General features: G+C 38.7%; 12 protein-coding genes. 8 read left to right on the top strand and 4 right to left on the bottom strand.

Going from position 1 to position 16,604, the window contains the following annotated elements:
* Positions 1 to 52 precede the first annotated feature (52 nt).
* The 3 genes from ACKVEV_RS15175 to ACKVEV_RS15165 all read right to left on the bottom strand — a co-directional run bounded on the left by ACKVEV_RS15175 (position 53) and on the right by ACKVEV_RS15165 (position 4,273).
* Entirely contained in the window at positions 53 to 2,161 is a 2,109-nt protein-coding gene (locus tag ACKVEV_RS15175; RefSeq protein WP_409367182.1) for an MMPL family transporter, read from the bottom strand.
* 454 nt (positions 2,162 to 2,615) lie between these two features.
* Entirely contained in the window at positions 2,616 to 3,632 is a 1,017-nt protein-coding gene (locus ACKVEV_RS15170) for an anion permease (protein ID WP_409367181.1), read from the bottom strand.
* A 20-nt stretch (positions 3,633 to 3,652) separates the two neighbouring features.
* On the bottom strand, positions 3,653 to 4,273 hold the full coding sequence (locus tag ACKVEV_RS15165) for a DUF47 domain-containing protein (RefSeq protein WP_402927677.1): 621 nt from the start codon (positions 4,271 to 4,273) through the stop codon (positions 3,653 to 3,655).
* A 422-nt stretch (positions 4,274 to 4,695) separates the two neighbouring features.
* Between ACKVEV_RS15165 and ACKVEV_RS15160 the strand changes: the two genes are divergently transcribed.
* Positions 4,696 to 5,382 carry an ABC transporter ATP-binding protein gene (locus ACKVEV_RS15160; RefSeq protein ID WP_409367180.1) on the top strand — a complete coding sequence of 229 codons (687 nt, stop codon included), beginning with the start codon at positions 4,696 to 4,698 and terminating at the stop codon, positions 5,380 to 5,382.
* 1 nt (position 5,383) lies between these two features.
* Positions 5,384 to 6,703, top strand: coding sequence for an ABC transporter permease (locus ACKVEV_RS15155; RefSeq protein ID WP_409367179.1), 1,320 nt, complete (start codon positions 5,384 to 5,386; stop codon positions 6,701 to 6,703).
* A 41-nt stretch (positions 6,704 to 6,744) separates the two neighbouring features.
* Here ACKVEV_RS15155 and ACKVEV_RS15150 read toward each other — a convergent pair whose 3' ends face one another.
* A complete protein-coding gene (locus ACKVEV_RS15150) occupies positions 6,745 to 7,905 on the bottom strand; it encodes a class I SAM-dependent methyltransferase (RefSeq protein WP_409367178.1) in 1,161 nt (386 codons plus the stop codon).
* 195 nt (positions 7,906 to 8,100) lie between these two features.
* Between ACKVEV_RS15150 and putP the strand changes: the two genes are divergently transcribed.
* The 6 genes from putP (at position 8,101) to menC (ending at position 16,553) form a co-directional block, all read left to right on the top strand.
* On the top strand, positions 8,101 to 9,591 hold the full coding sequence (putP, locus tag ACKVEV_RS15145; RefSeq protein ID WP_409367177.1) for a sodium/proline symporter PutP: 1,491 nt from the start codon (positions 8,101 to 8,103) through the stop codon (positions 9,589 to 9,591).
* 296 nt (positions 9,592 to 9,887) lie between these two features.
* Positions 9,888 to 11,174, top strand: a complete 1,287-nt coding sequence (gene hflX / locus ACKVEV_RS15140) for a GTPase HflX (RefSeq protein ID WP_409367176.1) — start codon at positions 9,888 to 9,890, stop codon at positions 11,172 to 11,174.
* A 409-nt stretch (positions 11,175 to 11,583) separates the two neighbouring features.
* The gene (locus tag ACKVEV_RS15135) at positions 11,584 to 13,071 is read left to right on the top strand and encodes a peptide MFS transporter (RefSeq protein ID WP_409367175.1); all 1,488 of its coding nucleotides are present in this window, start codon (positions 11,584 to 11,586) and stop codon (positions 13,069 to 13,071) included.
* 385 nt (positions 13,072 to 13,456) lie between these two features.
* Positions 13,457 to 14,584, top strand: a complete 1,128-nt coding sequence (locus ACKVEV_RS15130; protein ID WP_409367174.1) for a M20 peptidase aminoacylase family protein — start codon at positions 13,457 to 13,459, stop codon at positions 14,582 to 14,584.
* Positions 14,585 to 14,597: 13 nt separating this feature from the next.
* Positions 14,598 to 15,422: a GNAT family N-acetyltransferase gene (locus ACKVEV_RS15125; RefSeq protein ID WP_409367173.1), complete on the top strand. Its 825-nt coding sequence runs from the start codon at positions 14,598 to 14,600 to the stop codon at positions 15,420 to 15,422.
* 21 nt (positions 15,423 to 15,443) lie between these two features.
* Positions 15,444 to 16,553 carry an o-succinylbenzoate synthase gene (gene menC, locus ACKVEV_RS15120; protein WP_409367172.1) on the top strand — a complete coding sequence of 370 codons (1,110 nt, stop codon included), beginning with the start codon at positions 15,444 to 15,446 and terminating at the stop codon, positions 16,551 to 16,553.
* The last annotated feature ends 51 nt before the right edge of the window (positions 16,554 to 16,604 follow it).

Below are 16,604 nucleotides of genomic sequence, written 5' to 3'. Positions count from 1 at the left end.
TAAAATCCGAGAACGATGTCGATAGACGTTCTCGGATTTTTTGTTTACAACATTATTTCTTTTTAGCAAATGGTAGCCACCAGTTCCAATCGCCAAATAGTTTCATAAGACTCGGAACAAGCATAAGACGAATGATTGTGGCGTCAATGGCGATGGCAATCGCAATACCAACACCAATTTGTTTGACTGGCATGACATCGGTAAAAGCAAATGCGCCTGTAATAACAATCATAATAAGGGCAGCAGATGTAATAATACGGCTAGTAGATGTGAGCCCTTCTACGGTCGCATGCGTATTATCCAAACCTTTGTGATATTCCTCTTGTATACGAGAGATCAAAAATACTTCATAGTCCATACTTAAACCAAATACAAGGCAAAATACAATGACTGGAATGATCAGGACAATGGTTCCCGCTTCAATGCCAAAATGTCCATATTGGAAAATATAAACGAGTATCCCAAATGCAGAGGATAGCCCGACGATATTCATAATAATCGCCTTGAGCGGAATGAGCACCGAACGGAAGGCAAGCATTAAAATAAAGAACGTTGACACGATAATGATTAACACAGCGAATAAGATTTTATTGGCAATTTCATCGAAAATTTCTTGATTGAATTTACCTTGTCCACCTAGTTTAAAATCGACGTTTAAATCTTTGTCCATCCATGTTCTTGCAAATTTTTGCGCGGCAGAAGACGAACCCGCTACGTTTAAAGTAATCGGAATAAATAATTGTGTATCTTTAGAAAAAGTATTTAGTATTGGTTGTAATTGTTCTGCCACTTGTGGTGTTTCTAATGAAGCGGTTAATTCTTCTGGTGATTTCAAATTGGCAGTTGTATATATAGTTGATACGTTATCAACGAGTGGGTCGTCCAGTAACTTTTCTTGTATATCAAAAAGTAACTTTCGGGCCTGCTCGTCCTCCCAGCCTTCTTTACGTTCAGCAAGTAAATATATAACCGAAGTATCACCGAGCCCAAATGTTTCATCTAATTTATCATAAGCCGCTCGTGCTTCGTATTTGGTTGGTAATGAATCCACTTGTGGTATAGCCAGTTTAATATCCTTTAATGGCAGCATACCGATACCTAGTAACAATAAAGCAACAATGACTATCGCTACAGGTCGCTTCATGACAAAGCCAGCAAAACTGCGCCAACGATTTGTCCCACTCGGTTTTACACGTAGTATGCGCCATTTATTAAGGCGATCTCCGAGCACCATCATAGTAGCAGGCAATAAAGTAAGACCTGAAAGTACTGCGAACAAGACAACGATTGTACCGCCAAGTGCAATATTACGGAATATTTCAACGTCGATAACAACCATGGCGCCAAGGCCAATCATGACACAAACAGCAGAAAATATAATGGAACGGCCAGCTGTTTGGATAGCAATTTGTATTGCTTCGGCAATGGTTGTATGGCCCCGTTCTTCACGGTAGCGGTTGATAAATAGTAGGGCGAAATCAATACTGAGGGCAAGCCCTAGCATCGGTACAATATTTAAGACAAAAATAGATAAGTTTACGCTATCGCTTAGCAATGTCAACAGCCCAAATGCTGTGACGACAGTAACGACACCGATGACAATTGGCAAAATGGCAGCGACGACAGTTCCGAAAGCAAGTAATAGCACAACAATAGCAATTGGTAAACCGATTGCTTCAGCAGAAGCTAAATCTTTTTGGCTAGCTTCGTTTATATCCTCTGAAATGACAGGGCCACCCGTTACACTAATGCCATCTTCTTCAACTAATGAGCGGACTTCTTTTACGCTTGTAGGTAAATCTTCAAGGTTATTTTTGAAATGTACCATGGCATAGGCAAGGCCATTCTTTTTCAGTGAAGGATCATCTAACGGCGACTGGATGGAATGAATGTCTTGAACATCCTCTAGCTTTTGCAAAGTATTTTCGATTTTTTTATCGTTTGCTTGGTCAAAAACAACCATGATTGTTTCTGCAGGTAAGTCGAATGTTTTTGCTAGTTCATTTGTGACGTAGGTATGATCAGCCTCAACGAAAAAGCCATCCCCGTGAAGCTTGCTAGGCAGTTGTATAGCGAATACAGCCATTGCAATAAAAATAACAATCCAAATTGCGACGATGGCTTTTGCATGTCTAGTGATAAAAGCTGAAAAATTTTTCATAATGTTAAAGCATCCCCCTTTTAAACTAGTGTAAAGGATGTGTCACATTTTGTCGTGTGACAAAGTGAAAACGGATGTTAGCGATGAATTGTGCGAGAATTGTGTGAGTGCCTGGCACTCCTAAAGCGCAAAAATCCACTGCGCTTTCCGCGGGCACGGCGTAAGCCGCAACCGTCGCTGCCGCGCCGTCTGTTGCGGCTTACGTTACGTGCGTTCCCGCAGGAGTCTCCGTGGATTTTTACTTGGAAATTCAAAAGCCGCATTGCGAGGATGAGCTAATTTTTTGAGTGCCTGTCACTCCTAAAGCGCAAAAATCCACAGCGCTTTCTGAAGGCACGACGTCTTAGCAAATTGTGCGAGAATTGTGTGAGTGCCTGTCACTCTAAAGGTCACTCTAAAGAAACCTGAAAAAACGGCACTGACTGTTCGATTCGAATAGTCAGTGCCGTGAAATTTAGAAGAATAACGATAATATAAAGTAAATAACGGATGCCATAACAGCTGAAATGGGCATTGTAATAATCCAAGTAGTTACAATTTTACGTGCCATTCCCCAGTTTACACCGCGCACACGCTGTGCTGAGCCAACGCCCATGATGGATGAGGAAATAACGTGTGTTGTCGATACTGGTAAATGAACTAATGTCGCGCCAAAAATAACTGTCGCAGAAGCTAAATCTGCAGCAACGCCATTTACAGGGCGAATTTTCATAATTTTACCGCCGACCGTCTTAATAATTTTATAGCCACCGATTGAAGTACCTAGACCCATGGCAATTGCTGCCGCAGCTCGAACCCAAAAAGGAATATCATCCCCGGTGTGTAAGCCCCCAGCGATTAATGCCATTGTCATAATTCCCATTGCTTTTTGCGCGTCATTTGTACCGTGCGTAAATGATTGAATAGCCGCTGTGAAAATTTGCATTGTACGGAAGCCTTTATTGGTACGATAAAGATTTAAGTTTTTAAACCATAATTTAAACAGTGACATCATCAGAAAACCAGCGCAAATCGCGATGATTGGTGAAAATATTAAAGCCATAATAATTTTTGTAAAACCACCATAGTTAAGTACGCCAAAGCCCGCAGAAGCAACGGCTGCACCGGCAATCGAACCGATTAATGTATGTGAAGAACTTGATGGAATACCAAAGTACCAAGTAAGGAGGTTCCAAATAATCGCTGAAATTAATGCTGCTAAAATAACGACAGAACCCGTTGTATCTCCTTCAAAGGCGTTTAAAGAGAATGGATCTACAATATCTTTTGTTAGAGCTTTTGCGACACCAACGAAAGTAATCGCGCCGATAAAATTCATCGTCGCTGCCATCAAAATGGCAGCACGTGGTGGCAATGCTCTTGTAGAAACCGAAGTTGCGATAGCATTTGCTGTATCGTGGAAACCGTTGATAAAGTCAAATGTTAGGGCAAAGATGACGACCAATACGGTTAGAATAATTATTGTATTCATTGTAAGTGACCCACTCCTAATTACGCGTTACGCATGATAATTGTTTCCATTGTGTTGGCAACGTTTTGACAATAATCAGCGATATCCTCTAGTTGTTCATAAATATCTTTAAACTTAATGATGCGGATTGGATCTTTTTCATTTAAAAACAATTGTTTAATAGAAGTTCTTTGTACTTCGTCACATTCACGCTCATAGTCTTTTATTAAAATGGCATGTGGGCGCATGCCGATAAGATTCTTTTTCTTTAACTCTTCAGTTGCTTTGACAATTTCGTCGGCACTTTTAGAAATATAGCCTAAGAAAATACGCATTGCTTCGTCTACCTCTGTTAAGGAGAACATTTCAAAATGAGCAATACAATGCTCCGTACCATCTAACACATCGTCCATACGAATGGCGAACTCTAAAATATCTTCGCGTTCGATCGGTGTCATAAATGATTTGTTTAGCATCACGATTAGTTCATGAATAAGTTTATCGCCAGCTGTTTCGTAATTTTTCATTGTAATGCTAATCTCTTTTAAGTCAGCTACACTATTAATACGAAAATCATTTGCGTAATGGACGGCCTCTCTCATATTCTCAGCAATTTTATGCAATGCCACAAAGAAAGGGTCTTGTTTTTTTGAGTTAAGCATGTAAATAGAATCCTCCTGGATGTATATAAAATAAACGACCTTTAAACTTTACTATCATAACAAAATCTTACGAATATCTACATAAAATTTATCTTCCCAATATAAAACTTTACAATCCTGTAATATACATTTTGTTCACAAATATGCTGTGTTGCATGTGTATTTATTCCTAGTAGTACAGAAAAACACCTATAAAATAAGTGTTTTTGTGAAAAAAGTAGTCTGTTTAGTACAGAATGTAGCATTTGCAATCACTCGATTATACGTGATGGTTAAAACGAATTGTAAAGGCAATGTAAAGAAACATCCTTTTACATAGTGTTCCCTATTTTCTTAAGAATATCTTCATTTTTATCCTTCGATATTATTAAGAATTATTTTCTACAATGTAGAAAGTAGAAGAAAGGGGCGTCTAGTCAAAAATGATTCAAGTCGAGAACTTACAACATACATTTTTAATTGGTAAAAAAGGTAAGGAAAAGCATGTGCCGGTATTAAAGGGCGTAAATTTTGAAGTGAAAAAAGGAGAAATCGTTGCAATTGTTGGCAAAAGTGGATCAGGAAAATCGACCTTGCTACAAATTTTAGCGGGCTTTATGAAGGCTGAACATGGCTCTATTCGTGTTAATGGACAGCAGACGGCTAAGCTTACTGAAACAGAAAGTGCGGCTTTTCGTTTGCGTCAGTTCGGATTTATTTTTCAAAACTTTCAACTCATGCCGGGATTAACAGCATTTGAAAATATAGAGTTACCTTTGAAATTGCAAGGAACGAGCAAAGCTGTACGTAAAGAAAAAGTGAAAAAAATGATGGACAAAGTTGGGTTAACGGCAGTGGCAGACCATTATCCTAATGAATTATCCGGCGGTCAACAACAGCGTGTAAGTATTGCTAGAGCATTGATTACAAATCCGCCAATATTGCTCGCTGATGAGCCGACGGGCAGTTTAGATTCTGAAACAGAACAAGATATTTTACGCCTCATTCAAAGTTTAAATCGTGAGCTTGGCTTAACTTTTGTCATGATTACGCACGATGAAGAAGTAGCAACTATTGCCCATCAACGTTTCCGAATGTCTGATGGCGAGCTGATGAAGGAGGATAAATAAGATGATTTGGAAAGATCAACTAGATTTTGTATTACAACATATAAAGAAAAATAAATTACGTGTATTTATGACCGTATTGGCTGCGACAATGGGCTGTGCATTTTTAATTGTCCTTGCATCCGTAGGCTTTGGTTTACAAGATTCCATTCGTAATGAAATATTATCAGATGAAAATATTACAAAGATACAAGTATATGATGGTTCGCAATTTACAGAGCAACAAAGAGATGAAATAAAGTCTATTGAACATGTAAATACTGTGCTTGAAACGATAAAAGTTAATGCACTGGCGCATTCATATTTTGAAGACCGTGATGCAAACTCTAACTTAATTTTAACGAATATGAAAGATTTTAAAGATGTCACGGGGAAACTTGCACAAGGTAAGTATCCTACAAAGCCAAATGAAATTATTGTTGGCTATCATTTTGCCCAAACACTATTAAATGATGCAGATCGCCTGGCTATTGAGGAAAAAAGTAAAAAGGCTGAAAGAGAAGGAACGTATTATGATGGCAATGAGGAAGGCTATAAACAGTCCATTATCGGTAAAGAGATTGAATTATCTTTAATATCTAATTCAGCGGAAGCGGCTGAGACGGACAAGGTCAAATATACGATTGTCGGTGTGACGAAAAAGCCTTCTTATGATTGGCTAATTGACAATACAGTTTATATCGATTCACAGCACAAGGCAGTACTTGGTAGTAGCCTTGCAGCATTAGATAATGTACCGGAAGATGAGGTATTTAATTCAGAATTTAACATTTATGCAGACAGCTTAGAATATGTAAAACCTATTTTAGAGACGCTAAAAGACAAAGGCTATAATGTATATTCAGTAACAGAGCAATTGGATCAAATGGATGTATTTTTCCTTGTGTTAAAGATTGGTTTAATTTTTGTTGGTACAATTGCGGTTTTAATCGCCTCTATCGGTATTTTTAATACGATGACAATGGCAGTTACAGAGCGTACACGTGAAATTGGCGTATTAAAAGCAATTGGTGCAAGTCCGAAGCTGATTCAACGCTTATTTTTAATGGAAAGCATATTTATCGGTGTTTTAGGTACGGTTATTGCCGTTGCCATTTCATATGCGATTAGCTTTGCTGCAAATGCAGTATTACCGTTAATTTTAAAAGCTGCCACAGGCGAAGATGCGTTTAGTACGTCTGATATTACATTTTCACTTATTCCGTGGCAACTCGTTTTGACTGCATCAGCCATCAGTATTGGCGTTGCCATGATTTCAGGCTACCGACCAGCTCGTAAAGCAACAAAAATCGATGTTATTCAAGCATTGCGACAAGAGCTATAAAAAGAACCCGAGGCACATAACGCGCCTCGGGTTTTCATAGTTTATAAATAAGCTGTTAATTCATTTGCCAAAAATGGCTTTGCATTCAACAATGATACAAAAGCGTCGTACTTGGCACGTTGCTGATCACTCGGTTTTTTACCAGTATAATACGCTCGAATTAGAATGTTTTTTGGCGTGTTCTCCATATCAATAAATTCTAGCAATTGTGCTTCGTAGCCAACAAGCGATAAAATTTCAGCACGAATGGAATCCGTTGCAAGTGCGGCAAAGCGTTCGCGGACAAGGCCATGCTGTAGCATAATATCGAGTGCAGGCGTATCCAGTTGACGGTTTAGCTCATGCTGGCAGCAAGGTACGCTTAAAATAACACTTGCACCCCATTTCACTGCGCGTGATAATGCCATATCTGTTGCAACATCACAAGCATGTAGCGTCACAACCATGTCTACATTGGATTCATCATTATAGTCATTAATATCCCCAACTAAAAACTCAAGTTGCTCGTAGCCTAAATCTTGTGCAATACGAGAGCATTCCTCAATAACCTCTTTTTTTAAATCTAAGCCAGTAACGCGGATATCCAAACCTTTTTCAATTTTTAAGTAATGGTATAAGGCAAACGTTAAATAAGATTTCCCTGAACCAAAATCTAAAATGCGCACTTGGCGATCTTTTGGCAAATAGGCTAAGGCATCGTCGATAAATTCAATGAAGCGATTAATTTGCTTGAATTTATCGTACTTTTGTTTTTTTACTTTTCCTTCCTCGCTTTGCACGCCTAAGCGAATTAAAAAAGGATAGGGGGTGGACTCATCAAGTAAATAGTTTTTCTTTCGATTATGCGATAAGTTTACTGCCTTTGGTGCGGCTGCTTTATCGGATTTCCATAATACTTTGTTCTTTTTTGATAATTGGACCTGCACTTTTTCGTCAATAAAGTCGAGATGTGCTTGACGGAAGTCATCAAAAAATTGTTCAAGCTTCGCGGGGAAATCCGCTAATAAGACATTATCATGTTTTAAAATGCGCTCATATTGGTATTCAATTTGTACATGATAAGCATCTTTTAGCATCACCGGCTTTAGTTTAATCCGTTTAATTTCATTAGACTTCATACGCGGTTGACTTATAGTAGCAGCCACAAGTTGTTGTTGTAAAAATCGCTCTTGTAGCTCTGCTTTCATTTCTTCAAATGTCATTTGTTTCGCCTTCTTCGTTGTGTAATAGATGGCATTAGTGTAACACAATTTTCACTATGCATTGTTGTTTTCCGTGTCAAACAATGAGTTAAGCAAATATTCAGATAAGCAATTTCGTTTTTAAACATTTTACGGTATATTAATGGTGAAAAGTTTTTTGAAGGTAAACAATTATTGTAGATAGGAGGAAGACATATGTCAGATAACACTTATCAGCTTATCGCTATTATTATTTATATGATTACAATGCTAGGCATCGGTTGGTATGCATTTGTCAAAACTTCAAACTTAACGGATTATATGCTAGGAGGTCGTTCGTTAGGGCCTGCTGTAACAGCTCTTAGTGCGGGTGCTGCCGATATGTCTGGTTGGCTTTTAATGGGACTGCCAGGTGCAATTTATTTATCCGGGCTTGTTGAAGCGTGGATTGCTATCGGTTTAACGATCGGTGCCTATTTAAATTGGATGTTTGTTGCACCGAGATTACGAGTTTATACGCAAGTTTCAAATGACTCTATCACAATTCCAAGTTATTTGGATAATCGATTACGAGATCAGACGAAATTGATACGTATTGCTTCGGGGTTGATTATTTTATTATTTTTCACATTTTATGTGTCTTCAGGAATGGTAGCAGGGGGCAAGTTTTTTGATAGTTCATTCGGCTATGAATACCATACTGGTTTATTAATCGTATCGGGTGTAGTCGTTGCCTATACATTGTTTGGCGGCTTTTTAGCGGTGAGTTATACAGACTTTTTGCAAGGACTCATTATGTTTTTAGCACTTATAACTGTACCGTTATTCGGGTTATTTTTGACGGGTGGACTTAGTGAAACAGTGGCATCAATTAAGGCTGTAAACCCAGAGCATTTAAATTTATTACCGGCAACAGCAACTGCGGCAGCGATTATTTCATCCCTTGCTTGGGGACTAGGTTATTTTGGGCAACCACATATAATCGTACGTTTTATGGCAATTAGTTCTGTCAAGGAGACGAAGCAGGCTCGTCGTATAGGTATTGGTTGGATGATTTTAAGTCTTGCTGGTGCTCTGGCAACTGCATTAGTAGGCGTAGCTTATTACGAACAAAACGCAGGCGAATTAAAAGATGCTGAAACAGTGTTTATTGTACTCGGCCAAATTTTGTTCCATCCATTTATAGCAGGTATCATGTTGGCTGCCATTTTAGCAGCGATTATGAGCACCATTTCATCACAATTAATCGTTACATCTTCAGCGCTCGTTGAGGATATTTACAAGGCGTTGTTCAATAAATCTGCAGACGATAAACATTATGTCTTTATTGGGCGTATGGCCGTTTTAGTAGTTGCTATTATTGCGGCCATATTAGCGTGGAATCCAGAAAATTCAATTTTAAATTTAGTAGGATTTGCTTGGGCGGGCTTCGGTGCTGCATTCGGTCCAATTATTTTATTATCATTATATTGGAAGCGATTGACGAATTATGGAGCGCTGAGCGGCATGGTGTTAGGAGCGGCAACCGCCTTTATTTGGGGGAAAATAGATGCGCTTTCTTCAACGCTTTACGAAATCGTACCGGGCTTTATCGTTTGTTTAGTAGTAGCAATTATTGTTAGTATGGTGACCTATAAGCGAAATGAAGAGATTGAAGATGAATTCAATCGCAGTGTCACAATGCTAAAAGAAGAACAAGGGAAATAACGAACGATAAGGTAGTCTATTGCAAATAGGAGGCAAGCTACGCCCATTAACTTTTACTTTTCCTACACCTTCGAAAAACAAAGTGGTGTAGCTTGCGACGCATTATATAGGATAAGAGCAATGCGCCCAATTCTCTAGGGCGCATTTATTATTAGTAAAGAGATAGAGTCGTTATGAAAATGCAACGCAATGGTGGTCTGAAACAATGTCGACTAAAAGGCACTTTTTTGGGCATTATATGGTAAGATGAAGAAAATTTGCTGTAGCGTCACCAAGGCGTTGGTGGGAGGATATGGATGGAAAAATTGAAAGAAGTAGATGTTTTACTAGAAAAGGCCATTCTTGTTGGCGTAAATTTACGCAACGATAAACATTTTGAGTATTCAATGGAAGAACTAACAAATTTGGCGGAAGCATTAAATGTGGAAGTCGTAGGTGTTGTCACACAAAACTTGGAGCGTGTCACATCTTCACATTATGTTGGAACAGGGAAAATTGAAGAAATCAAAAGTTTTTATGATGAAGCACAAGCCAATCTGGTGATTTTTAATGATGAATTATCACCTTCACAAATCCGTAATTTAGAGCGTGATTTAGAAACGAAAGTAATCGATCGAACGATGTTAATTTTAGATATTTTTGGTCGCCGTGCTAAAACGCGTGAAGCGCAAATGCAAGTAGAGTTGGCGCAACTTCAATATATGTTGCCACGGTTAGTCGGCTTACATGCTTCTTTAAGTCGACAAGGTGGTGGCACTGGCGGCGGTTTTAAAAACCGTGGAGCTGGTGAAACGAAACTTGAGCTAGATCGACGTAAAATTGAAGATCAAATTTCCAAAATTAAAAAGGATCTAGAGCAAGTGAAGGAGCAGCGCGAGACTCAACGTAAACAACGTCGCAAAAATGCTGTCCCTGTTGTCTCAATTGTCGGCTATACGAATGCCGGTAAATCGACGATTATGAATCAACTACTTGCTAAAATTGGACAAGAGGATCACAAGCAAGTATTTGAAAAAGATATGCTGTTTGCTACGCTTGAAACGTCTGTCCGTTATATCGAATTACCGGATAAGAAGTCATTTTTATTAACAGATACTGTTGGCTTTGTTAGCAAATTGCCACACCATCTTGTGAAGGCATTCCGCTCGACATTAGAAGAAGCACGTGATGCGGATCTTTTGCTTCATGTTGTGGATGTTTCCAATGCAGAGCATGGCTTTATGATGGATGTTACAAATGAAACGTTACAGGCAGTTGGTGTTGAAGGGATTCCTACTATATATGTGTATAATAAAGCGGACTTAGCCAATGTACCGTATCCGGTCATAAGTGGGGATAATATTTGGATTTCTGCAAAGCAGGGCAATGGTTTAGATGAACTTTTACAAATTATACGTCAGCATATTTTTTCTGATTATGTCACATGTAAAATGCTTATACCTTATGAGCAAGGGAATGTCGTGTCTTATTTAAACGAACATGCAACAATTTTCGAAACGGCATATGAAGAAAATGGCACATTACTTAAGCTCGAAGTAAAAGAAGCGGACTATGCAAAATATCAACATTTTGTTGTGAAATAAACTTGCGCCCATAAAAGACTATGTATAACACATGAAAAATTTGCTTGATCATACATCTTTATGCATCGTAAATAGCATTTTTTGATAAGAATCAACGGTCATTATTGCCGTTGGTTTTTTTATTTGAAATAAAAATAAGTTGCTTAAAAAATAAAATATTTCAAAATAATTTATTAGTAATCTCTTTTTCGGGGAATAGAAAGAGTGAGAAAACGTAGATATTTCAATATATTTATTAAAATATTAATTTATAGGTCTGAATATAATGAATAATGACAAATTTTCAACATTTTTTAAAACTCTTGCTAAAGTAATAAAAACGCTTTAGTATGATGAAACATAGTTTTTTATCCCTATCAATGGGGAACAATATTTTTAAGGAATAATGAAAGTGGGAGAGGATATTGTTATGTCTAATAAAGATGAAATTGTAAAATCTGTCCCTCAAAATGGATTTGTCGGACACCCTAAAGGGCTCTTTACATTATTTTTCACAGAATTCTGGGAGCGATTTTCATACTACGGTATGCGCGCGATCTTAATTTTCTTCATGTATTATGAATTAAATGAAGGTGGATTAGGTCTAGATCGCGGCACAGCGAACTCAATTATGGCCATATATGGTTCGCTTGTTTATATGTCAGGTATTATTGGTGGCTGGATAGCCGATCGACTGTTAGGGACGCGTAAAACTATTTTTTATGGTGGCGTGTTAATCATGATTGGTCATTTACTGCTAGCATTCCCTGGTGGTGTGACAATGTTATTTGCTTCGATGGCGTTTATTGTTATCGGTACTGGTTTACTAAAACCGAATGTCTCAAGTGTTGTGGGAGATATTTATGCTGAAACTGATAGTCGTCGTGACGCAGGATTCTCCATTTTCTACATGGGCATTAATATGGGTGCATTCGTTGCGCCGTTTATTGTCGGAACAATTGGACAAAAGTATAGTTTCCATTTAGGCTTCAGTTTAGCAGCCGTTGGGATGCTTATTGGATTAATTGTTTTTAAAGTAACAGAGAAAAAATATTTAGGCTTAGCAGGCTTACAAGTGAATAACCCGTTAAAACCGGAGGAACGTAAAAAAGTCTTTACACAATTCGGTATTATAGCGTTAGTCATTATTGTGTTAGGTGTCATCGGTATTAAAACGGGTGTCCTAACTATGGATGTCTTTAGTTTAATTATTACGATTCTTGGTGTGCTAATTCCAACAATATTCTTTATTTATATGTACCGCAGTGAGAAAACGACAAAGGATGAGAAATCTCGCCTTCTTGCGTACATTCCATTGTTTTTAGCCGCTGTTATGTTTTGGGCTATTCAAGAACAAGGTGCAACAATATTAGCGACGTATGCGGATGAGCGTACACAATTAAATGTTGGTGGCTTTCATCTTGAATCATCTTGGTTCCAATCGCTAAATCCATTATTCGTTATTACATTGTCGCCGTTGTTTGCGATGTTATGGTTAAAATGGGGCGATAAGCAACCATCGACACCACGTAAATTTTCTTATTCACTATTCTTTGCAGGATTATCATTCTTAGTCATGATGATTCCAGCACATCTTTCAGGTGGACAAACATTAGTAAGTCCATTGTGGTTAGTATTGTCGTTCTTTTTAGTAGTAGTTGGGGAATTGCTACTGTCTCCAGTAGGATTGTCTGCAACAACTAAATTAGCACCTCAGGCTTTTGCTGCACAAACAATGTCACTATGGTTTTTAACGAGTGCGGCGGCACAAGCTATAAATGCTCAACTAGTAAAGGTTTATGAAGTTGTAAGTGAATTCACTTATTTCGGATTTTTAGGATCATTGTCAATTTTGATTGGCATACTCTTACTAGTGCTTTCACCGATTATTTCTAAAGCGATGCGAGGCATTAATTAGTTGAATTAGCGATTTTTAATTTAAAAAAATAGAAGTCCTCTTTATTTGCTATTATAGGCAGTTTGAAGAGAACACCAGTTGATGGTAGCGAAGGCGGTGACTCCTGCGGGAACGCACGCAGCGTAAGACGCAACAAGCCGCGCGTTAGCGAGGGTTGCGGCTTACGTGTGTGCCCGCGGAAAGCACCGCCGTAGCGGACATCAACGATATAGCGAAAAAGTGTTAGATTGAAAAAGCCAATCTAACACTTTTTCTTTTTGTCCAGGCATCTTTTTTGTCTCTTATGTAGTCTATTAGCTAGTAGATAAAATAATTTTCTGTGCAGGATAGGGTGATTTTTCGTTATAATAAATTTACTAGTAACAATTTTAAGGGGTTGGTTGTCATGAAAGAAGCATTGGATCGTTTGAGGCCAAGATTAATGGAGATTTTCACGTATTTACATGCAAACCCAGAAATAAGCTGGAAAGAGGTAGAGACAACAAATTATATTTTTGATTTGTTGACGCGTGAAGGATTTTCACCACAACGCTTTAAAAATTGCACAGGGCTATATGTTGATATTGGCGAGGGAACACCGAAAGTGGGTTTACGGACAGATATTGATGCATTATGGCAAGAAGTAGATGGACAGTTTAAAGCAAATCATTCCTGTGGACATGACGGTCATATGACAATGGCAATAGGTGCTCTTTTACTATTGGAAGAGCAGTCTCAATCATACAAGGGCGCAATTCGTGTTATTTTCCAACCGGCTGAAGAAAAAGGAACGGGAGCATTAGCCGTTCTTAAAGAAGGCGTAATCGATGATTTAGATTATTTATTTGGCGTTCATGTAAGACCTGTTCATGAACTTGAGGATGGTACATATTGTGCAGCTTTGTATCATGGAGCCTCCCGTTTATTGGAAGGGGAAATTATTGGTGAAGATGCCCATGCGGCAAGACCGCATCTCGGAATTAATGCTATCGAGGTTGGGGCAACGATTATCGAAGATTTACGTACTATTCATACGGATCCAATGGTGCCTGTCTCGATTAAGATGACAAAATTTCAAGCGGGTGGAGAGTCAGGCAATATTATTCCAGGAAAAGCTGCTTTCACTATCGATATAAGAGCGCAACGCAATGATGTGATGGATACACTAAATCAAGGTGTTAAACGTGTCATCGATTCTGCAAAAATATTGCATAAAGTACAAATTGAATTGCGTACTGTGGCAAATATTGTGGCGGCTGAAGTGGATACAACGGCCCAATATATTATGGAGCAAGCGATAGTTAAAGCCGCTGGACTCTCTAATTTAAGAAAGCCTGTGCATACACCAGGAGGAGAGGATTTCCACCATTATGCTGTGCAACGGCCACGTTTAAAAACAACAATGCTTGGTCTAGGTTGTGGATTAACACCAGGACTACACCATCCAAAAATGAGATTTAAACAAGCAAGGCTTGTAACGGGAGTTGAAATTTTGACTAACGCTGTCTTAGGAGCACTAAAACTAGAACCGTAAAGGAGGCATTACAATGTTAAAAAATGTTTCTATAAAAAAAATGACGACACCTGAAGAGATTGCTAAAGTGCAATGCTTAAATGCTGAAATTTGGGGTAGCCAGGCTATTCCCTCCCATCAACTGCTCGCAGCAGTGCACAACGGTGGGTTATTGCTCGGTGCCTATTTTGAAGATCGGCTAATTGGTTTTAATTATTGCTTTGTTGGCTATCGTGAAGGAAAAATGTATCTACACTCGAACATGATTGGCGTTGAAAAAACATATCGTGAACAAGGTGTAGGTGAGCTCTTGAAGCATGCTCAGCAAGAATATGCGCGAGACAATGAGTTTCAGCTTGTTAGGTGGTTAATTGATCCGTTAGAAGCGCGTTTAGCAAATTTATCGTTTTTAAAGCTAAATGCAATTAGTAATCAATATGAAATGGATTATTATGGACCGTTACAAGATGATTTTAATGATGGACTGCCCTCAGATCGAATTGAAGTAGAATGGTGGGTTGAACGCCATCATGCAGAAGATAGTTTGGATGAGCTAGAAGAAGTGGCAGAACAAATCGTACCGTGGTCATTGACGGTAGATGGCTTGCCTGTGCTCGATAAAGAGGGTGCATTCCAAAGTAACCAACGATTGTACAAGGATGCATATTTAGTACCTATTCCACAGCATTTGCAAAAGATGAAAGTGGAGAGTCCGAAATTGGCGGAGGACTGGCGTTATAAAATTCGGACAATATTAACAACTTTATTTAATCAAGAATATGCGATCGTTCGGGTGAAAAAGCAAAAAGAATATGTGCATTGTTATCTGTTAGTCAGACGCTCTTTATTGGCCTTATAATAGAGATAAGGAGTGACTCGCATGAGAATAGAAGAAATTACAGTAAGACATTTGAAAATGCCTATGAAGGCACCCTTTACAACAAGTTTTGGTACGGTTAATGACAAAGAGCTATTGCTATTAGAAGTAAAGGATGCAGCTGGAACGATTGGCTGGGGAGAGACCGTAGCTTTTGTAGCCCCTTGGTATACGGAGGAGACCTTACAGACGACTTGGCATATGTTAGAGGACTTTTTAATGCCCGCATTGTGTCATAAGGAGATTGCACATCCAGATGAAGTAAGTGCTCTATTCGCTCCAATTCGGCGTAATTGTATGGCTAAAGCCTCGATTGAGGGGGCAGTGTGGGATATATATGCGCAGCAAACGAATCAGTCACTAGCCCATGCTTTAGGTGGCAACAAGGAGAGCATTGATGTAGGCATTAGCCTTGGCATTCAATCTAGCACTGAAAAGCTATTAGCGTTGATTAAGAGCTATGTAGAAAAGGGCTATAAACGAGTAAAAGTAAAAATAAAACCAGGTTACGATGTCGAAGTCATTCGTAATATTCGTGCTGCATTTCCTAATTTGCCGTTAATGGCAGATGCCAACTCTGCGTATACATTAAAAGATTTAGAAGTGCTACAGCAATTGGATGAATTTAATCTTCTAATGATTGAGCAACCGCTTGCTGTAGACGATATTATTGATCATGCTAAGCTGCAAAAGCAGTTGAAAACGCCAATCTGTTTAGACGAAAGCATTACTTCATTAGAGGATGCTCGGAAGGCGATTGAACTTGGTAGCTGCGGTGTCATCAATATAAAAATTGGACGTGTAGGCGGCTTAACAGAGGCGAAGAAAATTCATGATTACTGTCAAGAACATGATATTCCAGTATGGTGTGGAGGCATGTTGGAAGCGGGTATTGGACGAGCGCATAATATTGCCTTAACAGCACTTGCTAATTTTGTCTTACCAGGTGATACGGCAGGCTCAAGCCATTATTGGTACGAAGATATCGTTACACCTGAAATTGTCGTAGAAGATGGGCATATTCGCGTACCACAAAGTGTGGGTATTGGCTATAAACCGAATATGGATGTTATTAATAAACTAACAATTAGCAAGAAAGTCTATAAGTATTAATCAGTGGAAGTCGTTTGTTACTCCATGGGCACTTGTACGGGATAAATAGTC

Source organism: Lysinibacillus sp. 38-6, assembly GCF_046245175.1.
GTDB lineage: Bacteria > Bacillota > Bacilli > Bacillales_A > Planococcaceae > Lysinibacillus.
Note: the sequence above shows the minus strand (reverse complement) of the source record. Positions and strands in the feature narration are given on the sequence as shown.

Excerpts from the sequence above, each read along its gene's own strand:
- ACKVEV_RS15175 (WP_409367182.1), bottom strand. The coding sequence starts at position 2,161 with ATGAAAAATTTTTCAGCTTTTATCACTAGACATGCAAAAGCCATCGTC.
- ACKVEV_RS15170 (WP_409367181.1), bottom strand. The coding sequence starts at position 3,632 with ATGAATACAATAATTATTCTAACCGTATTGGTCGTCATCTTTGCCCTA.
- ACKVEV_RS15165 (WP_402927677.1), bottom strand. The coding sequence starts at position 4,273 with ATGCTTAACTCAAAAAAACAAGACCCTTTCTTTGTGGCATTGCATAAA.
- ACKVEV_RS15160 (WP_409367180.1), top strand. The coding sequence starts at position 4,696 with ATGATTCAAGTCGAGAACTTACAACATACATTTTTAATTGGTAAAAAA.
- ACKVEV_RS15155 (WP_409367179.1), top strand. The coding sequence starts at position 5,384 with ATGATTTGGAAAGATCAACTAGATTTTGTATTACAACATATAAAGAAA.
- ACKVEV_RS15150 (WP_409367178.1), bottom strand. The coding sequence starts at position 7,905 with ATGACATTTGAAGAAATGAAAGCAGAGCTACAAGAGCGATTTTTACAA.
- putP (WP_409367177.1), top strand. The coding sequence starts at position 8,101 with ATGTCAGATAACACTTATCAGCTTATCGCTATTATTATTTATATGATT.
- hflX (WP_409367176.1), top strand. The coding sequence starts at position 9,888 with ATGGAAAAATTGAAAGAAGTAGATGTTTTACTAGAAAAGGCCATTCTT.
- ACKVEV_RS15135 (WP_409367175.1), top strand. The coding sequence starts at position 11,584 with ATGTCTAATAAAGATGAAATTGTAAAATCTGTCCCTCAAAATGGATTT.
- ACKVEV_RS15130 (WP_409367174.1), top strand. The coding sequence starts at position 13,457 with ATGAAAGAAGCATTGGATCGTTTGAGGCCAAGATTAATGGAGATTTTC.
- ACKVEV_RS15125 (WP_409367173.1), top strand. The coding sequence starts at position 14,598 with ATGTTAAAAAATGTTTCTATAAAAAAAATGACGACACCTGAAGAGATT.
- menC (WP_409367172.1), top strand. The coding sequence starts at position 15,444 with ATGAGAATAGAAGAAATTACAGTAAGACATTTGAAAATGCCTATGAAG.